This is a genomic window from Variovorax sp. S12S4 (assembly GCF_023195515.1).
Taxonomy (GTDB): Bacteria; Pseudomonadota; Gammaproteobacteria; order Burkholderiales; family Burkholderiaceae_C; genus Variovorax.
This window is the reverse complement of the sequence record NZ_JALPKR020000002.1, coordinates 2,930,968-2,956,921: the sequence shown is the minus strand read 5'-3', so window position 1 is coordinate 2,956,921 and position 25,954 is coordinate 2,930,968. Positions and strand designations below refer to the sequence as shown.

Genomic DNA, 25,954 nt, shown 5'->3' with positions numbered 1-25,954 from the left:
CATGAACTCACGCCGCAAATTCCTGCAGGGCACGGCCACCACCGGCGCCGCCGCGCTCGCACTCGCCGCCTTTCCACCCAGCATCCGCCGCGCGCTCGCCATTCCCGCCAACAACAAGACCGGCACCATTCAAGACGTCGAGCACATCGTCATCCTGATGCAGGAGAACCGTTCGTTCGACCAGTACTTCGGCACGCTCATGGGCGTGCGAGGCTTCGGCGACCGCTTCACCATTCCGCTGCCCAACGGCCGCAGCGTGTGGCAGCAACTGGACGACACCGGCAAGGAAGTGCTGCCCTACCACCTCGACGGTTCGAAGGGCAATGCGCAACGCGTGGCCGGCACGCCGCACAGCTGGAGCGACGGTCAGGACGCATGGGCCGGCGGGCGCATGCATGAATGGGTGAAGTACAAGAAAACCAAGACGGCGCCTTTCACCCAATCGATGGGCTACCTCCAAGAGGCGGAACTGCCCTTCCAGTTTGCGTTGGCCAACGCCTTCACGCTCTGCGACGCATACCACTGCAGCATGCACACCGGCACCAATTCGAACCGCATGTTCCTCTGGACCGGCACCAACGGCCCCACGGGCGCGAACGTGGCCACGGTCAACAACGAATGGGACGGTATCGACAGCTCCGCCAATGGCTACAGCTGGAAGACCTACCCCGAGCGCCTGCAGGAAGCCAAGGTCAGCTGGATCGTCTACCAGAACATGCCCGACAACTTCACCGACAACTCGCTGGCCGGCTTCAAGCAATACCGCCTTGCCAACGAAGCCTCCGGCAAGCCAGTGAGTGGCAACGCCATCTCGCCTGCCTACGACCCGGCCAGCGACGACGCCGGCAACCCGCTCTACAAGGGCATTGCCAACACCATGCCCGACGGCGGCTTTCTCGAGCAGTTCCGCCAGGACATCAAGAACGGCAAGCTGCCCCAGGTGTCGTGGATCGTCGCGCCCGCGTCCTATTCCGAGCACCCCGGCCCTTCGAGCCCGGTGCAGGGCGGCTGGTACACCCAGGAAGTGCTGGACGCGCTCACCGCGGTGCCCGAGGTGTGGAGCAAGACGGTGCTCTTCATCAACTTCGACGAGAACGACGGCTACTTCGACCACGTGCCTTCGCCGGCTGCGCCCTCGATCAACGCCGACGGAACGCCTGCCGGAAAAACCACGCTGCCGCTCGAAGCGCTCACGCCCGAATACTTCAATCACCCGAGTCCGCCCGGCACCACCGACCAGCCCCCGCCCGACGGCCGCGTCTACGGCCCGGGCGTGCGCGTGCCGATGTATGTGGTGTCACCCTGGAGCCGTGGCGGCTGGGTCAACTCACAGGCGTTCGACCACACCTCGGTGCTGCGCTTCATCGAGTCGCGCTTCGGAGTGAAGGAAACCAACATCAGCGGTTTCCGCCGCGCGGTGTGCGGCGATCTCACCAGCGCCTTCAACTTTGTGTCGCCCAACGACGAAGCGCTGCCGACGCTCGCAGGCCGCAAGACCAAGGCGCAGGCCGATCAACTGCGTGCGGATCAACAGGCACTTTCGCAGGTGCCGTTTCCGGCGCTGCCGCAACTGCCGCTCAAGCCAAAGGCACGCGCCCTTCGCGCGCGCTGCCCTACGAGCTGCACACGAGCGCCCGCATCGACGCCATCGGCGGAAAGGTCCAGCTGCTGTTTGCCAACACCGGCACGGCCGCCGCGGTGTTCCACGTGTACGACAAGCTCAACCTAGACCGCCTGCCGCGCCGCTACATGGTCGAGCCCGGCAAGACACTGGATGACACGTGGAACTCGATGAGCGACAACAGCGGCTTCTACGACCTGTGGGTGCTCGGGCCGAATGGCTTTCATCGCCACTTCAAGGGCGACCTGAACGCGCTCCGCAGCGGCGACGCGGCCGCGCCTGAAGTGCGCGTGTGCTACGACATTGCCAACGGCAACGTGTACCTGGAAATGCTCAACGGCGGCAAGAATGCCTGCAAGTTCACCGTGCGCGCCAAGGCCTACCGCACCGACGGTCCGTGGACCGCGACGGTGGCGGGCGGCGCCAAGGCCGAACTGCACTGGGACCTGGCAAGCAGCGGCGCGTGGTACGACTTTGCCGTGACCTGCGATGCCGACACGAGCCTCGTGCGCCGCTTTGCAGGCCGCGTCGAAACCGGCAAGCACTCGGTGAGCGACCCCGCCATGGGCCTGGCCGACCTGTGAGGCTGCACGCGCAATGAACTCACGCCGCAGATTTCTCACAGGCGCCGCCACCACAGGCGCCGCGGCGCTCGCGGTCTCGGCCTTTCCGCCGAGCATTCGCCGTGCGCTGGCCATTCCCGCCAACAACAAGACCGGCACCATCCAGGACGTCGAGCACATCGTCGTCCTGATGCAGGAGAACCGTTCGTTCGACCACTACTTCGGCACGCTCATGGGCGTGCGCGGCTTCGGCGACCGGTTCACCATTCCGCTGCCCAAGGGCCTGAACGTGTGGCAGCAGACCGACGGCAGCGGAAAGCTGGTGCTGCCCTACCACCTGGACAGCCGCAAGGGCAACGCGCAGCGCGACGGCGGCACGCCCCACGACTGGGCAGACAGCCAGAACGCCTGGGACGCCGGCCGCATGTACCAGTGGCCGCGCTACAAGACCACCAAGGCCATGGGCTACCACAAGGAGGCGGAGATCCCGTTCCAGTTTGCGCTGGCCAACGCCTTCACGCTTTGCGATGCGTACCACTGCAGCATGCACACCGGCACCGATGCGAACCGGGCCTTTCACCTCACCGGCACCAACGGGCCGACCGCGCAGAATGTGGCCTTCGTCACCAACGAATGGGACTGGCTGGACGCCGCTCCCGCCGCGGTCAACACCGGCTACACGTGGAAGACCTACGCCGAGCGGCTCGAGGACGCCGGCGTGAGTTGGATCTCGTACCAGAACATGCCCGACGAATGGGGCGACAACATGCTGGGCGCGTTTCGGCAGTTCAGGAGTGCCAACCGCGCATCACCCTATCCGGTGACCAGCGGGTACTTCAACGCGCCCTTTTCCGACACTGGCCAGCAGATACCCTTCCACGCCTACGATCCGGCCAGCGACAACCCGGGCAACCCGCTCTACAAAGGCATTGCCAACACGCTGCCGGGCACGGCGCCAGAGCAATACCTTGACGCGTTCCGACGCGACATCGAGGAAGGCCGCCTGCCGCAGGTGAGCTGGATCAATGCCCCCTCCGCCTACTGCGAGCACCCGGGCCCGTCGAGCCCGGTGCAAGGCGCATGGTTCCTGCAAGAGGTGCTGGACGCACTCACGGCCGTGCCCGAGGTCTGGAGCAAGACCGTGCTGCTCGTCAACTTCGACGAGAACGACGGCTACTTCGACCACATGCCCTCTCCTTCGGCGCCATCTCCGGTCGGCGACGGCACCTTTGCCGGCAAGACCACGCTGCCCGCTGCGGACCTGGCTCCTGAGTACTTCACCCAGGCGGCGCCGCCCGGTAGCACCAAGCAGCCTGCGCCCGACGGACGCGTCTACGGCCCCGGCCCGCGCGTGCCGATGTACGTGATCTCGCCATGGAGCCGCGGCGGCTGGGTCAACTCGCAGGCCTTCGACCACACGTCGGTGATCCGCTTCATCGAAGCGCGCTTCGGCGTGAAGGAGCCCCACATCGGCGCGTTCCGGCGCACGGTGTGCGGCGACCTCACCAGCGCCTTCAACTTTGCCAACCCGAACGACGAGCCTCTGCCCACGCTGGCAGGCCGCAGCACCCGCGACCAGGCCGACCAGCTTCGGCTGAGCCAGGAGGCGCTGGGCCAGGTACCGCTGCCTATCGACCCCCAACTGCCACGCCAACCGACCGGCACGCGCCCCTCGCGCGCGCTGCCGTACGAGCTGCATGCCAGCGCGCGCGCCGACGCGGCTGCCGGTACGGTGCAATTGCTGTTCTCGAACACAGGCAAGGCGGGCGCGGTGTTCCACGTGTACGACAAGCTCAACCTCGGTCGCCTGCCGCGGCGCTACACGGTGGAATCCGGCAAGACACTCGACGACACCTGGAATGCGGCCGTCGACAACAGCGGCTTCTACGACCTGTGGGTGCTCGGCCCCAACGGCTTTCACCGCCACTTCAAGGGCAACCTGGACGCGCTGCGCACCAGTGGCGCGATCCCTGAAGTGCGTGTGTGCTACGACATTGCCAACGGCAACGTCTATCTCGACATGCGCAACGGCGGAACAAAGAGCTGCAAGTTCACTGTGAGCGCCAAGGCTTACCGCAATGACGGCCCGTGGATTTCGACCGTCGACGGCGGCGCCACGGCCGAACAGCACTGGGAGCTTGCCACCAGCGGCCAGTGGTACGACTTCGCGGTCACCTGCGATGCCGACCCCGGCTACCTGCGCCGCTTTGCAGGCCGTGTGGAAACCGGCAAGCACACGGTGAGCGATCCGGCGATGGGCCTGTCAGATCTCTGACGAGCCTTGCATCGCGGCGGCGCGGGCGTTGCGCGCTACGCCGCCGCGGTGCGAAGCCACAGCTTGCGAACCCTGAACGTCAGCAGCGCCGCGATGCTGACGTTCAGCAGGTTCCACCCAATGCCGTTCAGGAACGCTGCGTGGTAGCTGCCGGTCAGGTCGAATATCTTGCCCGACATCCAGCCGCCCAGCGCCATGCCGAAGAGCGTGAACATCAGCACCGTGCCCACGCGCGCGCCTGCTTCCGCGGGCGGAAAGTGCTCGCGCACGATGATTGCGTAAGACGGCACGAGCCCGCCCTGGAACAGGCCGAACAGCGCCGAGATCACATACAGCGGCACCAGCCCGTCGAACGGCAGGAACAGCAGCAGCGCCACGCACTGCAGCACGCCGCCCAGCAGCAGCGTTCGCAGCCCGCCGATGCGATCGCAGATGGCACCCGACACCAGCCGGCTCACCACGCCGAAGCCCAGCATCAGAGACAGCATCTGCGCACCCCGCGCGGCGCCGTAGCCGAGGTCGCCGCAATAGGCCACGATGTGGACCTGCGGCATTGCCATGGCCACGCAGCAGGCCACGCCCGCCACGCACAGCAGGCCCTGGGCCGTGCCCGTGCTGAGGCCGAAGGGCCGCATCATGTTGCGCACCGGCGCCGCGCCGGATGTTGCGCCGGTCGGCGCGGCGGCCAATGCCGGCGGCCGTGCACGAAAGAACAGCGCGAGCGCCGCCATCGCCAGGCCGCAGAAAATGCCCATGCCGATGTAGGTCTGGCGCCAGCCGACCGTCTCGATGAAATGCTGTGCAATGGGCGGCCAGATGGCGCCGGCCACGTAGTTCCCGCTTGCGCACACCGCCACCGCAATGCCGCGCCGCTTGACGAACCACAGCGATGTGTCGGCCACCAGCGGCGCAAACGCCGCGGCGCTGCCGAGCAGCCCGACCAGCACCGCCTGCGCCGCGATGAAAGCGACGATGCTGTTGGCCATGCCGCACGCCACATAGCCGACACCGAGGCTCAATGCGCCGATCAGCAAGGGCCACATCACACCGAAGCGATCGGCCAATCGCCCCATCAGCACGCCGCCCACGCCGAAGCCGAGCATCAACAGGGTGTATGGCAGCGAAGCATCGGCACGCGCAACGCCGAACTCGGCCTGCACGGCAGGCAGCATCACCGACACCACGTACATGCCGCTGCTGCCGACCGTCATGACCAGCAGGGTGATGCCGAGCCGCAGCATGGCATAGCGCGAATCGGCCTGATGGGTGGTTGTCTCTGGTGTTCTCATTGTTTTTTCTCCGCACCGAGAATACCCCCGGATGCGAAGACGCATGGACGCGAGCGCGCAATGCCCGGCGGCGCGCGGCCACCTGGCGCCCGTTGCGGCGAATCAGCCTGCGGACAGTGCCGGCACCACGACAATCGCCGAAGCCTTGGGCATCGGCCCACCCGGCTTGGGCTTGTCGTTGCAGCCGGCCGTCAACAGGCCGATGCAGAACAGAAGAACGAAGGCTGTGCTTCTCATGCGGCGGATGCTATGCCCGCTGCAAGGCAAGTCAAGTCGGACGCCGCGCCGTGCCGCGCGGCATCATCGAAAAAGCCGTCAGGCGGCCGCCGGCCGCTCGCCGCCATGCAGCCGGCGCTCGATGTCTTCGAGCACATTGGGCAGGTCGGCCACGCTGTCGATGACGTAGTGCGCGCCCGCGGCCTGCAGCTGCGCGGTGGCGCGCTCGCGATGTTCCTGCTGCTGTGCAGCATCGAGCGTCTGCCATTCGGCGAGCGTGAGTCCGGTCGCGTTGCCGCTCACCGCAAGGCCCACGGCCCAGGTACCGGCGTTGAGGCCTTCCTGCAGGCCCACGCCGGTGTCGTCGACCTTGACCACCGTGTGCGGCGGCCACACGCCCAAGTCGGCAAAGCAGCGGTACATCATGAGCGGCGAGGGACGGCCTTCGGCAAGATCGCCGGCGCACACGAGGTTGTCGGGCGCATATCCGCCGGCCGCGGCAATGGGTACCACCACTTCCATGATCGGTCGGTTGTAGCCTGTGGTCGAACCGACCTTGAGGCCACGCTCGCGCGCGGCGTTCACGGCCTCCAGCGCGCCGGGAATGAAGCCCGCATGGTCGCGCACGCTGGCGGCGTTCATCGGCGTGAATACTTCGTAAAGGTGGTCGACATCGGCATCGCTGAAGGCGTGGCCCTGCGCAGCCTTCCACTGCGACGCAATGCGTGGCAGCGTGCCCAGCGCCTTGATGTGGTCCCACTTCGCCATGCCCATGGGCCCGCGTGCCTCGGCAATGGTGATGTCCACGCCGAACTTTTCGAACAGCTTGACGAAGGCGCCCATGGGCGCGCAGGAACCGAAGTCGATGATGGTGCCAGCCCAGTCGAAGACGACGGCCTGAAGCTTGGAGTGGTTGTGGGCGTTCATAAAGGGGTGTTCACCATGTCTCGAATACGTCGTGCGCAATACCGAAGCCGGTGCTCGCGCCGGTGCCGCTGGTGACCAGCACCACGCGCGTCGCGCCGTCGGGCGCATCGATCACGCAGGGCGCGCTCTTCGAAGAGGGATAGACGCCGGTCCACCGCTCGGTGACCTGCGCGGTTTCGAGATTGAGCGTGCTGCGCAGGTGGCGAAGGATGAGCTGGTCGACTTCTTCCATCGCAAACGGCTCGGGCGCATCGCCGTAGTGGTGCGAGTCGCCGACCACCAAGGAACCGTCGGCACTCTGCACCACGATCAGGTGAATGCCGTGCGCGAGCGAGGCGGCCTCTTCCTCCTGCAGCCGCGCGCGCAAGGCGGCGGCTTCGGGCAAGCTGCTGTAGCCTTCGTAGCGCACCAGGCTCAGGTCCATCATTACCGAGCCCGGCAGCCGAAAGCCAGGCTCCGGCTTGACGCGCAGCATCTGCAGCCGGCACAACGTGAGCGCGTGCGCGGCAATGCGATCGGCAAACAGACCGTGCAGATCGGTGTTGGTGCACACCACCACGCGCTCGCCGCGCAGCGTGCCGCGCGAGGTGCGCACGCGCGGCGTTTCAACTTCGTGCACGGTTTCACCGAAGCGGAACACCACGCCATGCACTTCGGCCAGCCATTTGGCGAGCAGGCCGATGGCCGTGCGTGATTCCACGCGCAGCTCGTGCGGGCTGAACAGCACCGAGCGTGCATCGGCCAGGCTCAGCGCCGGCGCCTTGCCCTGCGCATCGGCCGCATCGAGCAGTTCGCAGCCTTGGCCCATGGGAGTTCGCATGAAGGCCTCGAGCACGTCGTGCGCTTCGCTGCGGTAGGCCGCGAGCCAGAGGTTGCGGTGCACGATGTCGATGCCGGCCTGCGGCGCGATGTGCTGCCAGACCTCGCGGGCGTGCATCGCGCGCCGCCAGGTGTCGCCCGGCGCCTGGCCGGTGATGGTGATGAAGCCGAAGTTGCGGATCGACGCGCCGATGCAGGCCGCATCGCGCTCGACCACGCACACATTGAGGCCGCGCAGGGCTGCCGTATAGGCGTGGGCCATGCCCACGATGCCGGCACCGACGACGATCACGTCGAAGCCGTCTTTGCTCTTGTTACTGCTGTCGATTCGAGGTCCGGGCATTACCGGTTTCTCCAGGTTTGGGTTCGCGCAAGCGCCCAGTGCCCTGCCAGCGCGAACACGCCGCGGCCGACAGCGGCCGTGAGCATGATCAGCGAGGCCATGGCGGCCGCGGGCGCCACGTCGCCGGCATCGTCCATGTTGAGCACCGCAATGGCGGCCAGCGTGGTCTGCGGCGAGTAGAGAAACACGACGGCCGACACGGTCGTCATCGCGTTGACGAAGAAATAGCCGCCGACATTGAGCACGGTGGGCAGCGCCACCGGCAGGTGCACGCGCCAGAGCGTGCGCCAGAAGGGAACGCCCATCGACTCGGACACCAGCTCGTACTCACGGTCGAGCTGGCGCAGCGCAGTGAGCGAGGTGAGGTGCGCCACCGAGAAGAAATGCGCCACCGTGCACACCACGAGGATGGTCATGCTGCCGTAGATGGCGCGCAGCGGGTTCGAGGGCGAGATGAAGAAGAAGATGTAGCCCACGCCGAGCACCAGCCCCGGCACCGCGAGCGGCAGGTTGGCCAGCAGGTTGAGCAGCTCGCGCGGCAGGCCGAAGTGGCGCGGCTTCTCGACCAGGTAGGCCGAGATGAAGGTAACGAACGCACCCGCCACCGCGGCACACATCGCAAGCCGCAGCGAGTTGAAGTAACTGCCCCAGCCGCCGCCGTCCATGTTGCTGAAGTCGTAGTTCTTGAGCGACGGCGAGAGCTTGTAGGGCCAGTAGGTAGCAAGCGATGCGAACACCGCCATGCCGATCATCACGAGGATGGCACACGCCGTGAGCACGCAGAACACCAGCAGCGCACGGTCGCGCGTCTTGACGGGCTCTGGACGGTAAGGCGTGGCGCGCGCCGACAGCGCTGCGGCCTGTTTGCTTCGCACGCGACGCTCGACCAGGAACGAGAGCACCGCCGGAATCAACAACACCAGGCCGACCACCGCGCCCATCTGAAAATTCTGCTGCCCGACCACCTGCTTGTAGATGTCGGTGGCGAGCACGCTGGTCTGCCCGCCCACGACCTTCGGCACGCCGAAGTCGGTGATGACCAGCACAAAAACCACCATCGAGGCCACGATGAGACCGTAGCGGGAGGACGGCAGCGTCACCGTGCGAAAGATGCGCCAGCGGGAAGCACCAAGCGTCTGCGCCGCTTCGTAGAGCCGGCCGTCTGAAGTGGCCATCGCGGTGGTGAGAATCAGCAGCGCATGCGGCAGCGTCCAGAACACCGACCCCAGCACAATGCCCAGCGGGCCATAGATCGACACATCGCCCAGCAGCCCCTTGAAGATCCCCTGGTTGCCGAACAGATAGACCAGGCTGATGGCCGGCAACAGTGATGGCGCAAGCAGCGGAATGAGCGCCACTGCACGCAGCACGCCCTTGGCCGGCATGCACGAGAGCGTGAGGCCGTAGGCGTACACATAGGCAATGGCCGTGCAGATCACGGCACTGATTGCGGCAAGCCCCAGGCTGTTGAAAGCCGACTGCACCAGCGCGGGGTTCTCTAGGTACCGCGCAAAGTTGGCCAGGCCGACGAACACACCGGTGCGATCGAAGAAGCTCTGGCCGACCAGTGCGCCGACGGGCAACGCGACGATCACGACCAGCAGCAATACGACGAGCCACACGGCGGCGCCTGTCAGCCAGCGTTCGCGGTCGAATGCGCTGCTGCGTGGCGTCACCGTTGGAATGGTGGCGATGGCTTCGGGAGAGCTGCTCATGTCAGCAGGACCCCGCTCGTGAATTGGCGGTGGTTGAGTTCAGGGCGGGTGCAAAGGCCACCGGGTACTCCCCTCCGCGAATGTCCCCCGCCCTTCGGGCTCCTCCTTTATTTCGCTGCGGGGAGCACCCGATGCCCTGTGCACTGGGGCACGCTCGTGGTGTATCGCTGATCAACGACCGCTCTTTGCAACGCTCACGTCGATGGGGTGCCTTGCGCAGCGAAATAAAGGAGGAGGCCGCAGGCCGGGGGACATTCGCGGAGAAAGGTACCCCGTCGGCGGGAGCGCGCCCTGAACGACCCACCGCAATCAGAAAGCAAGCACTCATTCAATGCGCCAGAACAGACAGCGCATTCAAAGGCAACTGGATATGCACCATGCTGCTGGGCACCAACGGCTCCCCGCCGTCGCCCCGCGCATCGGCCGGCAACTCGGCTTCGATCTCGATGCCCAACGGCTCGCAAGCCAGCCGGGCCGAGGTCCGGTTGCCGAAGAACTCCGTGTCCAACAGCCGCGCCGCAAAGCTGTTGGCACCCAACTCCGAGCCGAAGCGCTTGACCACCACATGCTCGGGCCGAATACCCACTGTGGCCTGCGCACCGACGCTCAGGCTGCCCGGCGCGCAGAACAACTCGCTGTCGCGCACACGCACCTTGCCATCGGCCAGCACCGTGGCGGGCAGCATGTTCATGCGGCCGACAAAGCCCGCCACAAAACGGGTGCGCGGCTGACGGTAGAGCTCGTCGGGCGTTCCGGCCTGCTCGATGCGGCCGTTGTGCATCAGCACCACGCGGTCGGCCATCGAGAGGGCTTCCTCCTGGTCGTGCGTGACCATGATGGTGACGATGCCCAGGCGCTTTTGCAACGAGCGTATTTCACTGCGCAGGCTTGCTCGCACCTGCGCATCGAGTGCCGACAACGGCTCGTCGAGCAACAGAAGGCGAGGGTTGGGTGCCAGCGCGCGGGCCAGTGCCACGCGCTGCTGCTGGCCGCCCGAAAGCTGCACCGGGTACTTGTCGGCATGCGCCGCCAGCCCGACCAGGTCGAGCATCTCGCGCGAGCGCTTGGCCATCTCGCGGGCCAGTGCGCCTGTGGGGCGCAGGCCGTAGGCAATGTTCTGCGCGGCCGTGAGGTTGGGGAACAGCGCATACGACTGGAACACCACGCCGAATCCGCGCGCCGCCGGCGGCAGGCCCGCGATGTCCTGGCCGCCGAGCAGGATCTGCCCGCTGTCGGCGCGCTCGATGCCGCACACGATGCGCAGCAGCGTCGTCTTGCCGCAGCCCGAAGGTCCGAGCAGGCAGACGAACTCGCCCGGCTTGATATCCAGGTCGATGCCGTCGAGCACCCGCGTGGCGCCAAAGGACTTGCCGATGCCGCGAAGAGAAAGAAAGCTGGTCATCTGCTGGGGCTGAAGCTGGTGCTGTTCTCAAGCACGATCACATCGGCTTCTTTTCCGACTTGGATTCGTAGCGCTTCGACCATTCCGTCAGGATGCGGTCGCGGTTGGCGGCGGCCCAGTTGAAGTCGTTCTTGGCGAGCAGCTTCTCCACGTCGCCCGGCACGAACTCCAGCTTTTCCTGGATGCCCGGGAGCGCGAGCACCGCAAAGTTCTTTGCGTACAGCTCATTGGCCTGCTTGGTCACAGCCCAGTCGGCCAGCGCCTTGGCGGCGTCCTGCTTCTTGCTGGTCTTCAGGATGCCGGTGGCTTCCATATCCCAGCCCAGGCCTTCCTTGGGCAGCACGATGTCGATGGGTGCGCCGTCGCGCTTGGTCTTGTTGGCGCGGTATTCGAACGACATGCCGAGCGCGAACTCGCCGGCGCCGGCCTGGCGGCAGGGCTTGCTACCCGACTGGCTGTAGATGCCGATGTTCTGGTGCAGCGCGTCCATGTACTTCCACGCTTTTTCTTCGCCCATCATCTGGATCCAGCCCGACACCATCAGGTAGCCGGTGCCCGAAGCCGCGGGGTTGGGCATGGTGATCTGGCCCTTGTAGACCGGGTTGGTCAGGTCGGCCCAGCTGGTGGGCTTGGGCAGGCTCTTCTTCGTGGCTTCGGCGGTGTTGAAGCAGATGGCCGACGACCACACGTCCATGCCCACCCACTTGGGCGGATTGGCCGGGTCGCGCATCGTCGGCTTGATGGCGTCGAGGCCCTTGGGCGCATAGGGCTGGAGCATGCCTTCCTTGTCGAGCAGCATCAGCGAGGTGGCGGCCAGGCCCCACACCACGTCGGCCTGCGGGTTGGCCTTTTCGGCCAGCAGCTTGGCGGTGACGATGCCGGTGGAGTCGCGCACGAACTTCAGTTCGATGGCCGGGTTCTCCTTTTCGAAGGCGGCCTTGTAGGCCTGCACCTGGTCGGCCTCGAGCGCGGTGTACACCAGCAGTTCGGTGCGGCCCTGGGCCGAAGCGGCAAAGGCCAGCGAGAGCAGAGCGGCCGGCACGGCGGCCCAGCGGATAGAACGACGCAGCATGGGAAATACCTCGGAAGGAAAAGAAGACGAAGCGGAAAGGAATGCGGAAGAAAAAAGTACGCACGGCAAGCGCCATGAACGCGGCGATGCTGGCAGCGGCATGTGACAGGCATTTGTCAGAAGGCGCGCTCCGGCATGGCGCTTGCAGGGCTTCGTCATGCCCTTGTCACCGCAATGCCCGAAGCTCGCGCACTGCCGCCTGCGCTTTCCGTCTTTTGTTTCAGAGCCATGACACTCGACCTCGCCGAGATCGCCCGCCTGTTCGCCGAACGGGGCGGGGTTGCCTATGCGGGCGAGCCGGTGTCGCAGCTCGAACATGCGCTGCAATGCGCGTGGCTGGCCGAGCAGGCCGGCGCGGACGACGCGCTGGTCACGGCCTCACTGCTGCATGACCTTGGCCACCTGCTGATCGCAGAGCACCAGACGCTCTCGCGTTCGCCCACCGAACTGGGCATCGACGACCGCCACCAATACATTGCCATGCCGGTGCTGCGCGGCGCCTTCGGGCTGGAGGTGCGCGAACCGATCCGCCTGCATGTGGACGCCAAACGCTATCTTTGCGCGACGCGCCCCGACTACTTCGCGCGGCTTTCGCCCGATTCCGTGCGCAGCCTGGCGCTGCAGGGCGGGCCGATGAGCGCCGAAGCCGCTCGGCGCTTTGCCGACCATCCCTGGTCGGGTGACGCAATCCGGCTGCGGCTCTGGGATGAAGAGGCCAAGGTGGCCGGACTGCAGACGCCGCCGCTCAAGCACTTTTTGCAGACTGCGGCGCGTGTCATGCTGCATTGAGACTCGCGGCATCGCCAGCCTGGGGGCGCGACTTCAGGCCGGCTTAAGAAATTTGTCTACGATGGCTTCCTCAAGATCTCCGCGCGCAAGCGCCTCCGAGGAAAGCCCCGCATGTCTCCTTCCGTCAACGAACGCGCCAAAACCTTCGTCCAGGTGCTGCGACGCGTCTTAGCGCTCGCGGCCCCCTACTTCCGGTCGGAGGAGAAGTGGCGTGCGCGGCTCATGTTCGCGGCGATCGTGGCTCTCAACCTGGCCTACGTTTATGCGCTGGTGCTTTTCAACCAGTGGTATGGGCGCTTCTACGACGGCCTGCAGAACAAGGATGCCGTCGTGTTCTGGCGCGAAGTCCGCGTGTTCTGCGTACTTGCCTTCTTCAATATCGCGCTGCAGGTGCTCAAGTTCTACGTGACCCAGCTGCTGCAGTTGCGCTGGCGCGCCTGGATCACGCGCAACTATCTCGGCCGCTGGATGGCCAACCGCACGTTCTACGAACTCGAGCTCGCACGCTACGCCAAGAGCGACAACGCCACGCCCGACAACCCTGACCAGCGCATCCAGGAAGACATGCAGCTTTTCACGGCTGCGACCATGACACTCTCGATGGGCCTGCTGAACGCCGTGGTCACGCTGATCAGCTTCGTGGGCATTCTCTGGGGCCTGTCGGGCACCACCGCGCTGCCGATCGGCGGCACTACCTACGAGATCGCCGGCTCGATGGTCTGGCTCGCACTTGTCTACTGCGTGGTCGGCACGGTGATCACCCACTACATCGGCCGTCCGCTGATCGGGCTGAACTTTCGCCAGCAGCGCTTCGAAGCCGACTTCCGGCACCACCTGGTGCGTGTGCGCGAATACAGCGAAGCGATTGCGCTTGATCGGGGAGAGACGGTGGAACGCGGGCAGCTCGACCTGCGCTTTGGCGCGGTGCTGCGCAACTATCTCGCGCTCATCAAGCAGCAGAAGAACCTCGTGACCTTCACCGCCTTTTTTGGCCAGGCTGCAGTGATCTCCCCGTTCGTGGTGGCGGCACCGCGCTTCTTCAGCGGCGCAATCCAGCTGGGGCAACTGATGCAGATCTCGTCGGCCTTCGGCAAGGTGCAAGACGCGCTGAGCTGGTTCGTTGACAACTATGACAACGTGGCTTCGTGGCGCGCGACGGCCGACCGCCTTACAAGCTTCGACGACGCGATCCGTGCGCATGCCGAGAAAACGAACGCCTTCGAACGCAGCGATGCAGAAGTGCTGCGCACCGACGGCCTCTCGCTGAGCCTGCCGGGTGGCAGCAAGCCGCTGCTCGCGAATGCAGCCCTTTCGGCCGCTGCCGGCGACAGCGTGCTGGTGCAGGGCCCATCGGGCAGCGGCAAGTCCACGCTGTTCCGCGCCTTTGCGGGCATCTGGCCGTTCGGAAGCGGCAAGGTACAGGTGCCGGCGGACGCAATGTTCTTGCCGCAGCGGCCGTACGTGCCCAACGGACCGCTACGCCAGGCGCTGGCCTATCCCGAAGACGCCGCCAAGTACAGCGACGCCGAGCTGCGCCAGGCCCTGGCCGACGCGCTGCTGCCCGACTTGGCCGCCCGGCTCGACGACAGTGACGCCTGGAGCCAGAAGCTCTCGGGTGGTGAACAGCAGCGGCTTGCGATAGCGCGCGTGCTGCTGAAGAAACCGCGCTGGATCTTCGCCGATGAGATCAGCAGTGCGCTGGACGGGCCGGCCGAGCACACGCTGTATCAGCGGCTTTCGGAGATGGTGCGCAGCCGAAACGGCGCCATGGTCTCCATTGCGCACCGCGCAGCCGTGGGCGAGTTCCACACCCAGCGCTGGACACTGGTGCCTGAAGCAGAGGGCGCCGCCGCGCGCTATCGCGTGGAGGTGACGCCGGCAGGCGGCGCCGCCGCGTAGCGCTCCCACCCCTTCTTGCGCAAATCGCAAGCGGGGCATTCGCCGCAGCCGTAGCCCCAAGCCTGCCGATGTTCGCGGTCGCCAAGGTAGCAGGTGTGGGTTTCTTCCACGATCAGGTCGACCAGCGGCGCGCCGCCCAGGCGGTGCGCCATCTGCCAGGTTTCGGCCTTGTCGATCCACATCAGCGGCGTTTCGATGACCAGGCGGCGCTCCAGCCCGAGCGAGAGCGCGAGCTGCATCGCCTTCATGGTGTCGTCGCGGCAGTCGGGGTAGCCCGAAAAATCGGTCTCGCAGACGCCGGTGACGATCACCTGCAGGCCGCGGCGGTAGGCCAGCGCACCGGCAAGGGTAAGAAACAGCAGGTTGCGGCCGGGCACGAAGGTGTTGGGCAGGCCGTCGGCCTGCATTTCGAACGCCACCTCTTCGGTGAGCGACGAGCCGCCGAGCTGCGCCAGTGCGGCGAGCGTGAGCACGTGGTCTTCGCCCAGGCGCGGCGCCCAGTCTGGAAAGCGCTCGCGCATTTTCGAAAGGATGGTGCCGCGCACGTCGAGCTCCACGCGGTGCCGCTGGCCGTAGTCGAAGCCGAGCGTTTCAACACGCTGGTATTTGGAGAGCGCGTCCGCGAGGCAGGTGGTCGAGTCCTGGCCACCGGAGAACAGGACGAGGGCGGTGGTGTGCAGGGGCATTTCTCTTCGACGGCGGTGGGCCGTCGCGGGTACAAAAGCCCCGATTTTCGCAGCCTGCTAGAGAAAGCGCTCGAGCAGCTTGCGCGAGGGGCGGTCGAGCGCCTTCACGTCGGGAATGCGGAACTGCACGCCGTGCGCGCTGGCAATCAGCAGCGCGCCGCCTTCGAGCCGGCGAATGTCTTCTTCGGCCTTGAGTACGAAGGTGGTTTCACCGCGGTCGGTGCTCACGGTCCAGGTGCTGGGCACGCCGAAGCTCGACACGCCATGCAGCTTCAGCAGCGTGGGCGCAAAGTCGCGCACTGCCAGCTCTTGCTCGAGCAATGCGCGCGTTTCCGCCGGCAAGACCTCGACGCGGTCGATCCAGACCAGCTCGCGGCCCTCGCCGCCGACCAGCGACACGCCCTCGCCGGGCGCGCTGAGCGGAAAGGCCCGCACAGGCGTCACGCCCACGTGGCGCTCGCCCTCGGCATCGGTCAGCACCAGGCGGCCGAAGGAATCGCGCTCGAGATTGAAGACGGGAATGTTGCCGTTCATCACGCCTCTCCCGCCGGATGCGCTGCATGGCTCACCAACGGCAGTTGGGCGCCCGCGCGTTCGTCCACAGCGCCTTCGCTCGCATCGTCGTCCGCCTGGCGCAGTTGCGCCTGGTAGAGCCGCCAGTAGGCGCCCTGCTTCGCCATCAATTCGTCGTGCGGGCCGACCTCGACCACCTCGCCGCGGTCCATCACCACCAGCCGGTCGGCCTTGCGCAGCGTCGACAGGCGGTGCGCAATCGCAATGGTCGTGCGGCCCTGCACGAGGTTGTCGAGCGCCTTCTGGATTTCTTTCTCGGTCTCGGTGTCCACGGCCGAAGTGGCCTCGTCGAGGATGAGGATGCGCGGGTCGATGAGCAGCGCGCGCGCAATGCTGATGCGCTGGCGCTCGCCGCCCGAAAGGCCCTGGCCGCGCTCGCCGACGAGCGAGTCGTAGCCATGCGGCAGGCGAAGAATGAAGTCATGCGCATGCGCGGCGCGCGCTGCGGCCACGATTTCTTCACGCGTGGCATCCGGCTTGCCGTAGGCGATGTTCTGCGCAATGGTGCCGAAGAACAGGAACGGCTCCTGCAGCACCAGGCCGACGTGGCGGCGGTAGTCGGCCACGGCAAAACGGCGGATGTCGGTGCCGTCGACCTTGATGGCGCCGTCGGTCACGTCGTAGAAGCGGCAGATCAGGTTGACCAGCGTGCTCTTGCCCGAACCGCTGTGGCCCACCAGGCCGATCATCTCGCCCGGCTCGATGGTCAGGTCGAGGTCGCGGATCACCGCGCGCGAACCGTAGCGAAAGCCCAGCCCGCTCATTTCGATGCGGCCCTGCACGCGCTCGATCTTCACCGGGTTGGCGGGCTCCGGCACGTTGCTCACGTGGTCGAGGATGTCGAAGATGCGCTTGGCGCCCGCCGCGGCCTTTTGCGTGACCGAGACGATGCGGCTCATGGAGTCGAGCCGCGTGTAGAAACGGCCGATGTACGCGATGAAGGCGGTGAGCACACCCACGGTAATGCTGCCGCGCGCCACCTGCCAGATGCCGAAGCCCCACACCACCAGCAGGCCGATTTCGGTCAGCAGCGACACGGTGGGTGTGAACAGCGACCAGGTGCGGTTGAGCTTGTCGTTGACCTGCAGGTTGTAGACGTTCGCAATGCGAAAGCGCTCGGCTTCGCGGCGCTCCTGCGCGAAGGCCTTGACCACGCGAATGCCGGGAATGGTGTCGGCCAGCACGTTGGTGACCTCCGACCACACGCGGTCGATCTTCTCGAAGCCCGTGCGCAGCCGGTCGCGCACCACGTGGATCATCCAGGCGATGAAGGGAAGCGGCACCAAGGTGACCACCGCCAGCAGCGGGTTGATGGACACGAGGATGACCGCGGTCATCACGATCATCAGCACGTCGTTGGCAAAGTCGAGCGCGTGCAACGAGAGAAACACGTTGATGCGGTCGGTTTCGGAGCCGATGCGCGCCATCAGGTCGCCCGTGCGCTTGCCGCCGAAATAGTCGAGCGGCAGCGTCAGCAAGTGCTCGTAGGTGGTGGTGCGCAGGTCGGCGCCAATGCGTTCCGACACCAACGCCAGCAGATAGGTGCGCGCCCAGCCCAGGCCCCAGCCGACCAGCGCCGCCCCGAGCAGGCCGCTCAGGTACAGCGCCACGCGCGAGGGATCGATCTTCTGCCCGTTCTGGAACGGAATCAGGATGTCGTCCATCAGCGGGATGGTCAGGTACGGCGGCACCAGCGTCGCGGCGGTCGAAATCAGGGTCAGGAAGAAACCCGCGATCAGCTGCTTGCGGTAAGGCTTGGCAAAGCGGCCCAGGCGCAGCAGCACCCAGGTCGAAGGCGGCGTCTGCAGCTCGGCGTCGGCGGCGGCCGGGTCGTCGCCATCGGGCTCCGCTGTCGCCTCGGCGACAACGCCGTCCGCTCGCTGGCCGAACAGCTTGAGCAGCCGCAGCGCCGCGGGCTGGTTGGCCAAGGTGTAGCGCCAGCGCGCCAGCCGGCCCTTGGCCCCGATCAGATCGAGGGTTCCAACGCCTGAATGGTCGTTGAGATACAGTTCCAGTGACTCATCAGCTAGTGACCACTCACACCATTGCCCGCCCGGTTGCAGCGCCATCAGCCGCCGGTCGGTCAGGGCCACGAGGCCAAACGTAAACAGAAGTTCTTCGTCGAGGTCAACCGGGAATGTGACCAGAACGTTTTCCGCGGCAGCGAGCCGGCTTTTCAGCGCGTCTGATGCCGCCTCTGTTTCGCCCTCCCGGGTGCCGACTGGATCGTGATGTTGCATTGTGTTTCTTTGACTCTTGCCCGTCGCGGGCCTCAGGGACCGCGTCATGGCGTCCTTTGTCGGGCGCCGATTCTGACCGATTGCCATGGGCGCGCTTGAAGGCGCCGTGGTGCTCGGCCAAAGCACATCGAACGTTTGCATGACCCGTTTCGACGACATCCGCCTGCTGCGCATCAACTATTTGCGCGGCCCCAACCTCTGGACCTACCGTCCGGTGCTCGAAGTGTGGCTCGACCTGGGCCAGCTGGAAGACTACCCCTCCAACAAGATCGACGGGTTTACCGACCGCCTGACGACCCTGCTGCCGGCGCTCATCGAGCACCACTGCGGCGTGGGCGAACGCGGCGGCTTCATCCAGCGGCTGACCGAAGGCACCTGGTCTGGCCACGTGCTCGAACACGTGGTGATCGAGCTCTTGAACCTGGCCGGCATGCCGACCGGTTTCGGACAAACCCGCAGCACCTCGGAGCACGGCGTCTACCGCATGGTGTTTCGCGCGCGCGACGAGCAGGTGGCCCGGGTGGCGCTCGCCGAAGGCCACCGCCTGCTGATGACGGCCATCAACAACGACCCGTTCACCGCCGCCGACGTGCAAAAGGCGGTCGATGCGGTCAAGGCCAAGGTCGAAGACTGCTACCTGGGCCCGAGCACCGCGGCCATCGTGTCCGCAGCCACGGACCGCGGCATTCCGCACATGCGGCTGAACAGCGGCAACCTGGTGCAGCTGGGCTACGGCGCCAACCAGCAGCGCATCTGGACCGCCGAGACCGACTACACCAGTGCCATCGGCGAATCGATTGCCAGCGACAAGGAGCTGACCAAGTCGCTGCTCGCCAGCTGCGGCGTGCCGGTGCCCGAAGGCCAGGTGGTGGCCAGCGCCGAAGAAGCCTGGGAAGCCGCCGAAGACATCGGCCTGCCGGTGGTCGTGAAGCCATCGGACGCGAACCACGGCCGCGGCGTGTCGCTCGAACTCACCACGCGCGAAGAAGTCATGGCCGCTTTCGCGGTGGCCGAGCCCGAAGGCAGCGATGTGATGGTCGAGCGCTTCATTCGCGGCCATGAACACCGCCTGCTGGTGGTGGGCGGCGAAGTGGTGGCGGCCGCGCGCGGCGAGATCATTACCGTGACGGGCGACGGCAAGAGCACCGTGGCCGAACTCATCGAAAAGCAGCTCAACAGCGATCCGCGCCGCGGCGCTGAAGAAGAGTACCCGCTCGACCTGATCGTGCTGGCCACCGACGCCAAGCTGCAGCTCGAGCTCAAGCGCCAGGAGCTCGACGGTGCTTCCGTGCCGGCCGCCGGCCGCGTGGTCACCATCCAGCGCAACGGCAACATGGCCAACGACTGCACCGACCAGGTCCATCCCGAAGTGGCGCATGCGGCCGTGCTGGCCGCGCGCGTGGTGGGCCTCGACATTGCGGGCATCGACCTCGTGGCGCAAGACATCGGCAAGCCGCTCGGCCCGCAGCGCGGCGCCATCGTCGAAGTGAATGCCGGCCCCGGCCTCTTGATGCACCTGAAGCCGGCCGTCGGTTCGCCGCGCCCGGTGGGCCGCGCGATTTGCGACCACCTGTTCCCCAACGACGCACCGGGCCGTATTCCGGTGGTGGGCGTTGCAGGCTCCCAAGGCACCGCCGTGCTTGCGCGGCTGGTCGCCTGGGTCATCAACCTGGGCGGGCGCCACACCGGCCTTGCCTGCCGCGACGGCCTGTTCCTCGAGCGCCGCCGCGTCGATGCACGCGACAGCGCCAACTGGGACGCCGGCCACCGCCTGCTCGTGAACCGCGCGGTGGAGGCCGTCGTCATCGAGAACGGCGCCGAAACGATCCTGCGCGACGGCCTTGCGTACGACCGCTGCGAAGTGGGCATCGTCACCGACCTGGAAGGCGTCGAGGCGCTGGCCGACTACGACATCACCGAAAGCGACCAGATGGTCAAGGTGCTGCGCACGCAGGTCGACGTGGTTCTGGCCGAAGGCACGGCCGTGCTCAACGCGGGCGATCCGCGCGTGGCGGGCCTGGCGCCGCTGTGCGACGGCTCCGTCATCCTGTATGCCGCCGATCCGCAGGCGCCTGCCCTCACCGCACACCAGGCCGCGGGCGGCAAGGCCGTGCTGGTGCGGCAAGACCGCGTGGTGCTGGCCACCGGCAGCAGCGAATCGTTCCTGCCCGGCCTCGGCCGCCTGACCGTCTGGCGCGCCACGCATGCGGGCGTCAGCCTCGAGAGCCTGCTGGCCGCGGTGGCCGCAGCCTGGGCGCTGGGCATTCCGCTGAACCTCATCGGTGCGGGTGTCGAGGCTTTCGAAGCCGACCTGCAGGCGGCGCTGGCCTCGCTGCAGCTCTCGCAGACGCAGCCGCTTTCGTCCCAACCCCAATTTGCCTGATGCGCGCCGCCCCATGAAAGTTACCCGTATCCGCGCCTTGCGCGGTCCCAATCTCTGGAGCCGCCACACCGCCATCGAAGCGGTCGTTGCCTGCGAAGGCAATGAAAACGCCATCAGCCGGCTGCCGGGCTTCGAAGCCCGCCTGCGTGCGCGCTTTCCCACCATCGGCGAACTGCACCCGATGGTGCTGGGCCAGCCGCTGGCACTCGCGCACGTGCTCGAGAACGCCGCCGTGGCGCTGCAGGCGCAGGCCGGCTGTGCCGTCAACTTCGGCCACACCTCGCCCACGGTGGAAGAAGGCGTGTACCAGGTCACCTTCCAGTACACCGAAGAAGCCGTCGGGCGCCGCGCGCTCGCGCTGGCCGAAGAGCTGATTGCCGCCGCACTGGCCGACACGGCCTTCGACGCCTCCGCCGCCATCACCGAACTGCGCGACCTCGACGAATCGGAGCGGCTCGGGCCGAGCACCGGTTCCATCGTCGATGCTGCCGTGGCGCGCGGCATTCCGTACCGCCGCCTCACCAGCGGCAGCCTGGTGCAGTTCGGCTGGGGCTCCAAGCAACGCCGCATCCAGGCGGCCGAAATCGACAGCACCAGCGGCGTGGCCGAATCGATTGCGCAGGACAAGGAACTCACCAAGCAGTTGCTCAATGCCGCCGGCGTGCCCGTGCCGCTGGGCCGGCCGGTGGCCGACGCCGACGACGGCTGGGCCGCGGCCATGGAAATCGGCCTGCCGGTGGTGGTGAAGCCGCAGGACGGCAACCAGGGCAAGGGCGTCACGGTCAACATCACGACGCGCGAGCAGCTCACGGCCGCCTACGAATCGGCCGCAGCGTACGGCGAAGTCATGGTCGAGAAATTTCTGCCGGGCTTCGACTTCCGCCTCCTGGTGGTGGGCGACCGCCTCGTGGCCGCCGCGCGACGCGATCCACCGAACGTGATCGGCGATGGCAGCTCCACCGTGCGCCAGCTGGTCGACGCAGTGAACCTCGACCCGCGCCGCGGCGAAGGCCATGCCACCTCGCTCACCAAGATTCGCCTGGACGACATCGCCATCGGACGGCTCGAAGCCCAGGGCCTCACGCCCGAGAGCGTGCCCGCGCGCGGAGAACGCGTGGTGCTGCGCAACAACGCCAACCTTTCCACCGGCGGCACCGCCACCGACGTGACCGACACCGTGCACCCCGAAGTGGCCGCGCGCGCCGTCGATGCGGCGCAGATGGTGGGCCTGCACATCTGCGGCGTCGACATGGTGTGCGAGAACGTGCTGCGTCCGCTCGAAGAGCAGCACGGCGGCGTGGTCGAAGTGAATGCCGCGCCCGGCCTGCGCATGCACATCTCGCCCTCCTTCGGCCGCGGCCGCGCGGTCGGCGAGGCCATCGTGGACACGCTCTTCGCCCCCGGCGACGACGGCCGCATTCCCGTGGTGGCCGTCACAGGCACCAACGGCAAGACCACCACGGCGCGCCTCATCAACCACCTGCTCGCATCGAGCGGCCTGCGCACCGGCATGACCAACACCGACGGCGTGTACGTCGACGGCCGCCAGACCGACAGCGGCGATTGCAGCGGCCCCAAGAGCGCGCGCAACGTGCTCATGCACCCCGACGTGGATGCGGCCGTGTTCGAAGTGGCGCGCGGCGGCGTACTGCGCGAAGGCCTCGGCTTCGACCGCTGCCAGGTGGCCGTGGTCACCAACATCGGCAGCGGCGACCACCTGGGCCTGAACTACATCACCACGGTCGAAGACCTGGCGGTGCTCAAGCGCGTGATCGTCCGCAACGTGGCGACCGATGGCTATGCGGTGCTCAACGCCGCGGACCCCAACGTGGCCGCCATGGCCGCCGGCTGCCCCGGCCACGTGATCTTCTTCACCGCCGACCGCCAGCATCCGGTCATGGCCACGCACCGCGCGCAAGGCAAGCGCACGGTGTACGTCGACCAGGACGCATTGGTGGCGGCCGAGGGCTCGTGGCGCGAGCGCATTGCGCTGCGCGACGTGCCGATCACGCGCAACGGCACCATCGGTTTCCAGGTCGACAACGTGATGGCCTCGGTGGCCGCGGCGTGGGCCGTGGGCCTGGACTGGGACACCATTCGCAGCGGCCTCGCAAGTTTCATGAACGACGCGGCCGGCGTGCCGGGGCGGTTCAACGTCATGGACTACCGCGGCGCCACGGTGATTGCCGACTACGGCCACAACACCGACGCCATGCGCGCGCTGGTGTCGGCCGTGGACACCATGCCGGCCAACAAACGCTCGGTGGTGATCAGCGGCGCGGGCGACCGGCGCGATTCCGACATTCGCGACCAGACGGCCATCCTGGGCCAGGCTTTCGACGACGTGATCCTCTACCAGGACGCAGCCCAGCGCGGCCGTGCCGACGGCGAGGTGATGGCGCTGCTGCGCCAGGGCCTGCAAGGCGCGGCACGCACGCGCTACATCGACGAGATCCGCGGGGAGTTCGTTGCCATCGACACCGCGCTCGCGCGGCTGCAACCCGGCGACCTGTCGCTGATCCTGGTCGACCAGGTCGAAGAAGCGCTCGCACACCTGGCACAGCGCATCGCAGCGGGCTGATCCCGGCCCGGGGGTGCCGGACACGTCCCACACGCATCGGCGAGTCTGGCCGGGGCTGCTGTCTCTGCAGTCCCACACCCCTTAGGGGGCGGCCGGACCACACTGTTGCTCCGGTCGCGCTTTCGGAGGGCGCGCCTCAACCAGGAGCACCCGATGACAACAACAGTTCGTTCCACCCTTTCTGCTGCCGCGCTTTTTGCAGCAAGCAGCTTCTTCATAACTGCCCCGGCACTGGCCCAGGCGCCCGGTTCCGCGGAACGCGCGCAGCAGGAGCGCGCCGTGTGCGACGGCGTCCAGCAGGACCGCGCCGCATGTCTTCGCGAGGCCGGTGCCGCGCGGCAGGAAGCGCAGCGCAATGGCCTGACCAACGTGGGCCCGGGCCGGGCAGACGCCAATGCCATGGCGCGCTGCCGCGAGCAGCCGGTTGCCGACCGCGCCGATTGCGAAGCCCGCCTGCAGGGCGGCGCACGCACCACCACTGAAGGCAGCGTAATGGGCGGCGGCGTCATCCGCGAAACCGTGACACCCCTGCCCCCGCAACCTGCCGCGCCTTCGCGCTGAGCAGCCATCCACGCGTGGAACCTGGCTTGAAGCAGCCTGTCGAACAGTTTTCGTTTCACGCCACTTAGAGGAGCACACCATGAACAGCACAGCACGTTCGATGATTGCCGCCCTGATTGCCGTGGGCGGTATTGCCGCGGCCACATCGGCCTCGGCGCAGCCGCGTCGCGGCGATTCCACCTACCAGCAGGAGATCGCGGTCTGCGGGCACAACCAGCAAGACCGGGCCGCCTGCATTCGCGAAGCCGGCGCCGCACGCCAGGAAGCCGCCCGGGGCGGCCTGACCAGCGCGCCCGACTACCAGCGCAACGCGCTCGCGCGGTGCGGACTGCAGCCGCCCGCCGATCGCGCCGACTGCGAAGCACGCGTGCTTGGCGGCAGCGGCAACACCCGCGGCGCTGTCGATGGCAGCGTGATGGGCGGCGGCGTGATCCGCGAATCGGTCACCACCGTGGTCATGCCCGCCCCCGCCGTGATGCCCGCCCCCGCCGTGATGCCGGCTCCTGCCGTGATGCCGGCTCCAGTGCCCGCGCCTTCACGCGTACCGGCTCCGGCGATCGCGCCGATGGCTCCCATGACGCCAATCGCGCCCATGCAGCCGGCGCCGCTGCCCGCACGCTGATGCAGCGCTGAGGTCGGCAGCTGCGGCACCCGTCGCTGCCTTTCGATGCGGCGACGGGCTACATACACCAGGCCCGCGCACGCTGCGATGACCCCGCTTGTCACACGACTGTCATAAAGCACGGCGGGCTGCTAGCTATAGTTCTCGGTCTCTGCCTACCGAGGAAACCTTTCCCATGAATGCCATCAAGGTCGCTCGCCGATTCATAGAAACGGACCCGGCCAACGAATCGGCCAAGATCCTGGCCCAGCTCGTGTTGGCGCTCGAATCCGAACGCAGTTTCGAGCTGGTCACGCTCTACAGCCTTGACTACAAGAGCTTCGAGCTCGCCATGGATATCCTGAAGGAATGGCGGCTCGACCGCTACTACGCGAGCAAGTCGAAGCTGTTCGACCTCTCGCTGCAGGTCAGCGAACTCGAGAAGAGCTGAGCGCCCTTCTCTTTCACGTCTTTTCTCTTCAGCGCGCCCAGCGCAGCACCAGCGGATCGAGCCGTTTCGCGGTTTCGATCAGCCCTGCGCGCGTGTCCGGGTGCATTGCCGGCAAAGGATGCCGCGGTGCCTCGCAGGCAATCACGCCGCCTTCCTTCATGAGCGACTTGCAGGCCAGGAGGCCGGCTTGCCGGTTCTCGTAGTTGATGAGCGGCAGCCACTGCTGGTAAAGCGCAAAGGCCTTGTCGCGGTCGCCGGCGCGGTGTGCCTCGATGATCGGGCGAATGCCGTCCGGGTAGCCCCCGCCGGTCATCGAGCCAGTGGCGCCGGCATCGAGGTCGGGCATCAGCGTGATGGCTTCCTCGCCATCCCACGGGCCTTCGATGGCGTCGCCGCCAAGGCGGATCAGCTCGCGCAGCTTCGAGGCCGCGCCGGGCGTCTCGATCTTGAAGTACGCGACGTGTTCGATCTCCTTGGCCATGCGCGCGAGGAACGGCGCCGACAGCACCGTGCCGCTCGCCGGCGCGTCCTGGATCATGATCGGAATACTCACCGCATCCGACAGACCGGCGTAGAACTCGAAGATCTGCGGCTCGGGCACACGGAACGTGGCGCCGTGATAGGGAGGCATCACCATCAGCATGGCCGCGCCCATGTCCTGCGCGCGCCGGCTGCGCTCGGCGCACACCTTGGTGCTGTAGTGCGTGGTCGTCACGATCACCGGCACGCGGCCGTTCACGTGCTCCAGCATCGTGCGCGTAAGCACCTCGCGCTCTTCGTCGGACAGCACGAACTGTTCGGAAAAATTGGCCAGGATGCACAGGCCGTCGGAGCCGGCATCGATCATGAAATCGACGCAGCGCTTCTGGCTTTCGAGGTCGAGCGCGCCCTGTTCGGTGAAGGTGGTCGGCACCACCGGAAAAATACCGCGGTATCTGGGAGTCATGT

At 66.8% G+C, this 25,954-nt stretch carries 19 protein-coding genes and 1 pseudogene; 9 read left to right on the top strand and 11 right to left on the bottom strand.

The window, feature by feature from the left end; genetic code table 11:
• Position 1: 1 nt before the first annotated feature.
• Both M0765_RS14555 and M0765_RS14550 read left to right on the top strand, forming a co-directional pair.
• A pseudogene (locus tag M0765_RS14555) lies at positions 2–2,205 on the top strand (phosphocholine-specific phospholipase C).
• 13 nt (positions 2,206–2,218) lie between these two features.
• Positions 2,219–4,459: a phosphocholine-specific phospholipase C gene (locus M0765_RS14550; protein ID WP_258504302.1), complete on the top strand. Its 2,241-nt coding sequence runs from the start codon at positions 2,219–2,221 to the stop codon at positions 4,457–4,459.
• 35 nt (positions 4,460–4,494) lie between these two features.
• On the opposite strand, the gene M0765_RS14545 is transcribed toward M0765_RS14550, so the two are convergent.
• The 7 genes from M0765_RS14545 to M0765_RS14515 all read right to left on the bottom strand — a co-directional run bounded on the left by M0765_RS14545 (position 4,495) and on the right by M0765_RS14515 (position 12,242).
• On the bottom strand, positions 4,495–5,748 hold the full coding sequence (locus tag M0765_RS14545) for an MFS transporter (protein WP_258504301.1): 1,254 nt from the start codon (positions 5,746–5,748) through the stop codon (positions 4,495–4,497).
• A 102-nt stretch (positions 5,749–5,850) separates the two neighbouring features.
• Complete coding sequence (locus M0765_RS14540; RefSeq protein WP_258504300.1) at positions 5,851–5,985, bottom strand: hypothetical protein; 135 nt, start codon at positions 5,983–5,985, stop codon at positions 5,851–5,853.
• A gap of 78 nt (positions 5,986–6,063) precedes the next feature.
• A complete protein-coding gene (gene phnX / locus M0765_RS14535) occupies positions 6,064–6,891 on the bottom strand; it encodes a phosphonoacetaldehyde hydrolase (RefSeq protein ID WP_258504299.1) in 828 nt (275 codons plus the stop codon).
• Between the two features lie 10 nt (positions 6,892–6,901).
• Positions 6,902–8,053, bottom strand: a complete 1,152-nt coding sequence (locus M0765_RS14530; RefSeq protein ID WP_258504298.1) for a TIGR03364 family FAD-dependent oxidoreductase — start codon at positions 8,051–8,053, stop codon at positions 6,902–6,904.
• Complete coding sequence (locus M0765_RS14525; RefSeq protein WP_258504297.1) at positions 8,053–9,768, bottom strand: putative 2-aminoethylphosphonate ABC transporter permease subunit; 1,716 nt, start codon at positions 9,766–9,768, stop codon at positions 8,053–8,055. Before M0765_RS14525 ends, M0765_RS14530 begins: the two co-directional genes overlap by 1 nt.
• A gap of 328 nt (positions 9,769–10,096) precedes the next feature.
• Positions 10,097–11,170 carry an ABC transporter ATP-binding protein gene (locus tag M0765_RS14520; RefSeq protein WP_258504296.1) on the bottom strand — a complete coding sequence of 358 codons (1,074 nt, stop codon included), beginning with the start codon at positions 11,168–11,170 and terminating at the stop codon, positions 10,097–10,099.
• 37 nt (positions 11,171–11,207) lie between these two features.
• Complete coding sequence (locus tag M0765_RS14515) at positions 11,208–12,242, bottom strand: putative 2-aminoethylphosphonate ABC transporter substrate-binding protein (RefSeq protein ID WP_258504295.1); 1,035 nt, start codon at positions 12,240–12,242, stop codon at positions 11,208–11,210.
• A gap of 228 nt (positions 12,243–12,470) precedes the next feature.
• On the opposite strand from M0765_RS14515, the gene M0765_RS14510 reads away from it, so the two are divergent.
• Positions 12,471–13,031 (top strand): phosphonate degradation HD-domain oxygenase, encoded by a 561-nt coding sequence (locus M0765_RS14510; RefSeq protein WP_258504294.1) that lies wholly within the window; start codon positions 12,471–12,473, stop codon positions 13,029–13,031.
• Between the two features lie 111 nt (positions 13,032–13,142).
• Positions 13,143–14,930, top strand: a complete 1,788-nt coding sequence (locus tag M0765_RS14505; protein WP_258504293.1) for an ABC transporter ATP-binding protein/permease — start codon at positions 13,143–13,145, stop codon at positions 14,928–14,930.
• On the opposite strand, the gene queC is transcribed toward M0765_RS14505, so the two are convergent.
• From queC to M0765_RS14490, 3 genes are read right to left on the bottom strand one after another with little or no spacing between them, the layout of a single operon-like run.
• Positions 14,888–15,616, bottom strand: coding sequence for a 7-cyano-7-deazaguanine synthase QueC (gene queC, locus M0765_RS14500; RefSeq protein WP_258504292.1), 729 nt, complete (start codon positions 15,614–15,616; stop codon positions 14,888–14,890). The genes M0765_RS14505 and queC overlap by 43 nt on opposite strands.
• Positions 15,617–15,673: 57 nt before the next feature.
• Positions 15,674–16,150 (bottom strand): cyanophycin metabolism-associated DUF1854 family protein, encoded by a 477-nt coding sequence (locus M0765_RS14495; protein ID WP_258504291.1) that lies wholly within the window; start codon positions 16,148–16,150, stop codon positions 15,674–15,676.
• Positions 16,150–18,429, bottom strand: a complete 2,280-nt coding sequence (locus M0765_RS14490) for a cyanophycin metabolism-associated ABC transporter (protein WP_258504290.1) — start codon at positions 18,427–18,429, stop codon at positions 16,150–16,152. The genes M0765_RS14495 and M0765_RS14490 overlap by 1 nt, the downstream gene beginning before the upstream one ends.
• Positions 18,430–18,568: 139 nt before the next feature.
• Between M0765_RS14490 and M0765_RS14485 the strand changes: the two genes are divergently transcribed.
• From M0765_RS14485 to M0765_RS14465, 5 genes are all read left to right on the top strand, one after another.
• Positions 18,569–20,812, top strand: a complete 2,244-nt coding sequence (locus M0765_RS14485) for a cyanophycin synthetase (protein WP_258504289.1) — start codon at positions 18,569–18,571, stop codon at positions 20,810–20,812.
• A 13-nt stretch (positions 20,813–20,825) separates the two neighbouring features.
• Entirely contained in the window at positions 20,826–23,393 is a 2,568-nt protein-coding gene (gene cphA / locus M0765_RS14480) for a cyanophycin synthetase (RefSeq protein ID WP_258504288.1), read from the top strand.
• Between the two features lie 153 nt (positions 23,394–23,546).
• Positions 23,547–23,954: a hypothetical protein gene (locus tag M0765_RS14475; protein ID WP_258504287.1), complete on the top strand. Its 408-nt coding sequence runs from the start codon at positions 23,547–23,549 to the stop codon at positions 23,952–23,954.
• Between the two features lie 79 nt (positions 23,955–24,033).
• On the top strand, positions 24,034–24,576 hold the full coding sequence (locus M0765_RS14470; protein WP_258504286.1) for a hypothetical protein: 543 nt from the start codon (positions 24,034–24,036) through the stop codon (positions 24,574–24,576).
• 175 nt (positions 24,577–24,751) lie between these two features.
• Positions 24,752–25,006 (top strand): hypothetical protein, encoded by a 255-nt coding sequence (locus M0765_RS14465; RefSeq protein WP_012746204.1) that lies wholly within the window; start codon positions 24,752–24,754, stop codon positions 25,004–25,006.
• A gap of 28 nt (positions 25,007–25,034) precedes the next feature.
• Here the strand turns inward: M0765_RS14465 and M0765_RS14460 are convergent, their stop codons facing one another.
• Positions 25,035–25,952, bottom strand: coding sequence for a dihydrodipicolinate synthase family protein (locus M0765_RS14460; protein ID WP_126745434.1), 918 nt, complete (start codon positions 25,950–25,952; stop codon positions 25,035–25,037).
• Positions 25,953–25,954: the final 2 nt, after the last annotated feature.

Bases quoted from the DNA above. Each gene is read 5' to 3' on its own strand.
- M0765_RS14550 (WP_258504302.1), top strand. From the start codon at position 2,219: ATGAACTCACGCCGCAGATTTCTCACAGGCGCCGCCACCACAGGCGCC.
- M0765_RS14545 (WP_258504301.1), bottom strand. From the start codon at position 5,748: ATGAGAACACCAGAGACAACCACCCATCAGGCCGATTCGCGCTATGCC.
- M0765_RS14540 (WP_258504300.1), bottom strand. From the start codon at position 5,985: ATGAGAAGCACAGCCTTCGTTCTTCTGTTCTGCATCGGCCTGTTGACG.
- phnX (WP_258504299.1), bottom strand. From the start codon at position 6,891: ATGAACGCCCACAACCACTCCAAGCTTCAGGCCGTCGTCTTCGACTGG.
- M0765_RS14530 (WP_258504298.1), bottom strand. From the start codon at position 8,053: ATGCCCGGACCTCGAATCGACAGCAGTAACAAGAGCAAAGACGGCTTC.
- M0765_RS14525 (WP_258504297.1), bottom strand. From the start codon at position 9,768: ATGAGCAGCTCTCCCGAAGCCATCGCCACCATTCCAACGGTGACGCCA.
- M0765_RS14520 (WP_258504296.1), bottom strand. From the start codon at position 11,170: ATGACCAGCTTTCTTTCTCTTCGCGGCATCGGCAAGTCCTTTGGCGCC.
- M0765_RS14515 (WP_258504295.1), bottom strand. From the start codon at position 12,242: ATGCTGCGTCGTTCTATCCGCTGGGCCGCCGTGCCGGCCGCTCTGCTC.
- M0765_RS14510 (WP_258504294.1), top strand. From the start codon at position 12,471: ATGACACTCGACCTCGCCGAGATCGCCCGCCTGTTCGCCGAACGGGGC.
- M0765_RS14505 (WP_258504293.1), top strand. From the start codon at position 13,143: ATGTCTCCTTCCGTCAACGAACGCGCCAAAACCTTCGTCCAGGTGCTG.
- queC (WP_258504292.1), bottom strand. From the start codon at position 15,616: ATGCCCCTGCACACCACCGCCCTCGTCCTGTTCTCCGGTGGCCAGGAC.
- M0765_RS14495 (WP_258504291.1), bottom strand. From the start codon at position 16,150: ATGAACGGCAACATTCCCGTCTTCAATCTCGAGCGCGATTCCTTCGGC.
- M0765_RS14490 (WP_258504290.1), bottom strand. From the start codon at position 18,429: ATGCAACATCACGATCCAGTCGGCACCCGGGAGGGCGAAACAGAGGCG.
- M0765_RS14485 (WP_258504289.1), top strand. From the start codon at position 18,569: ATGACCCGTTTCGACGACATCCGCCTGCTGCGCATCAACTATTTGCGC.
- cphA (WP_258504288.1), top strand. From the start codon at position 20,826: ATGAAAGTTACCCGTATCCGCGCCTTGCGCGGTCCCAATCTCTGGAGC.
- M0765_RS14475 (WP_258504287.1), top strand. From the start codon at position 23,547: ATGACAACAACAGTTCGTTCCACCCTTTCTGCTGCCGCGCTTTTTGCA.
- M0765_RS14470 (WP_258504286.1), top strand. From the start codon at position 24,034: ATGAACAGCACAGCACGTTCGATGATTGCCGCCCTGATTGCCGTGGGC.
- M0765_RS14465 (WP_012746204.1), top strand. From the start codon at position 24,752: ATGAATGCCATCAAGGTCGCTCGCCGATTCATAGAAACGGACCCGGCC.
- M0765_RS14460 (WP_126745434.1), bottom strand. From the start codon at position 25,952: ATGACTCCCAGATACCGCGGTATTTTTCCGGTGGTGCCGACCACCTTC.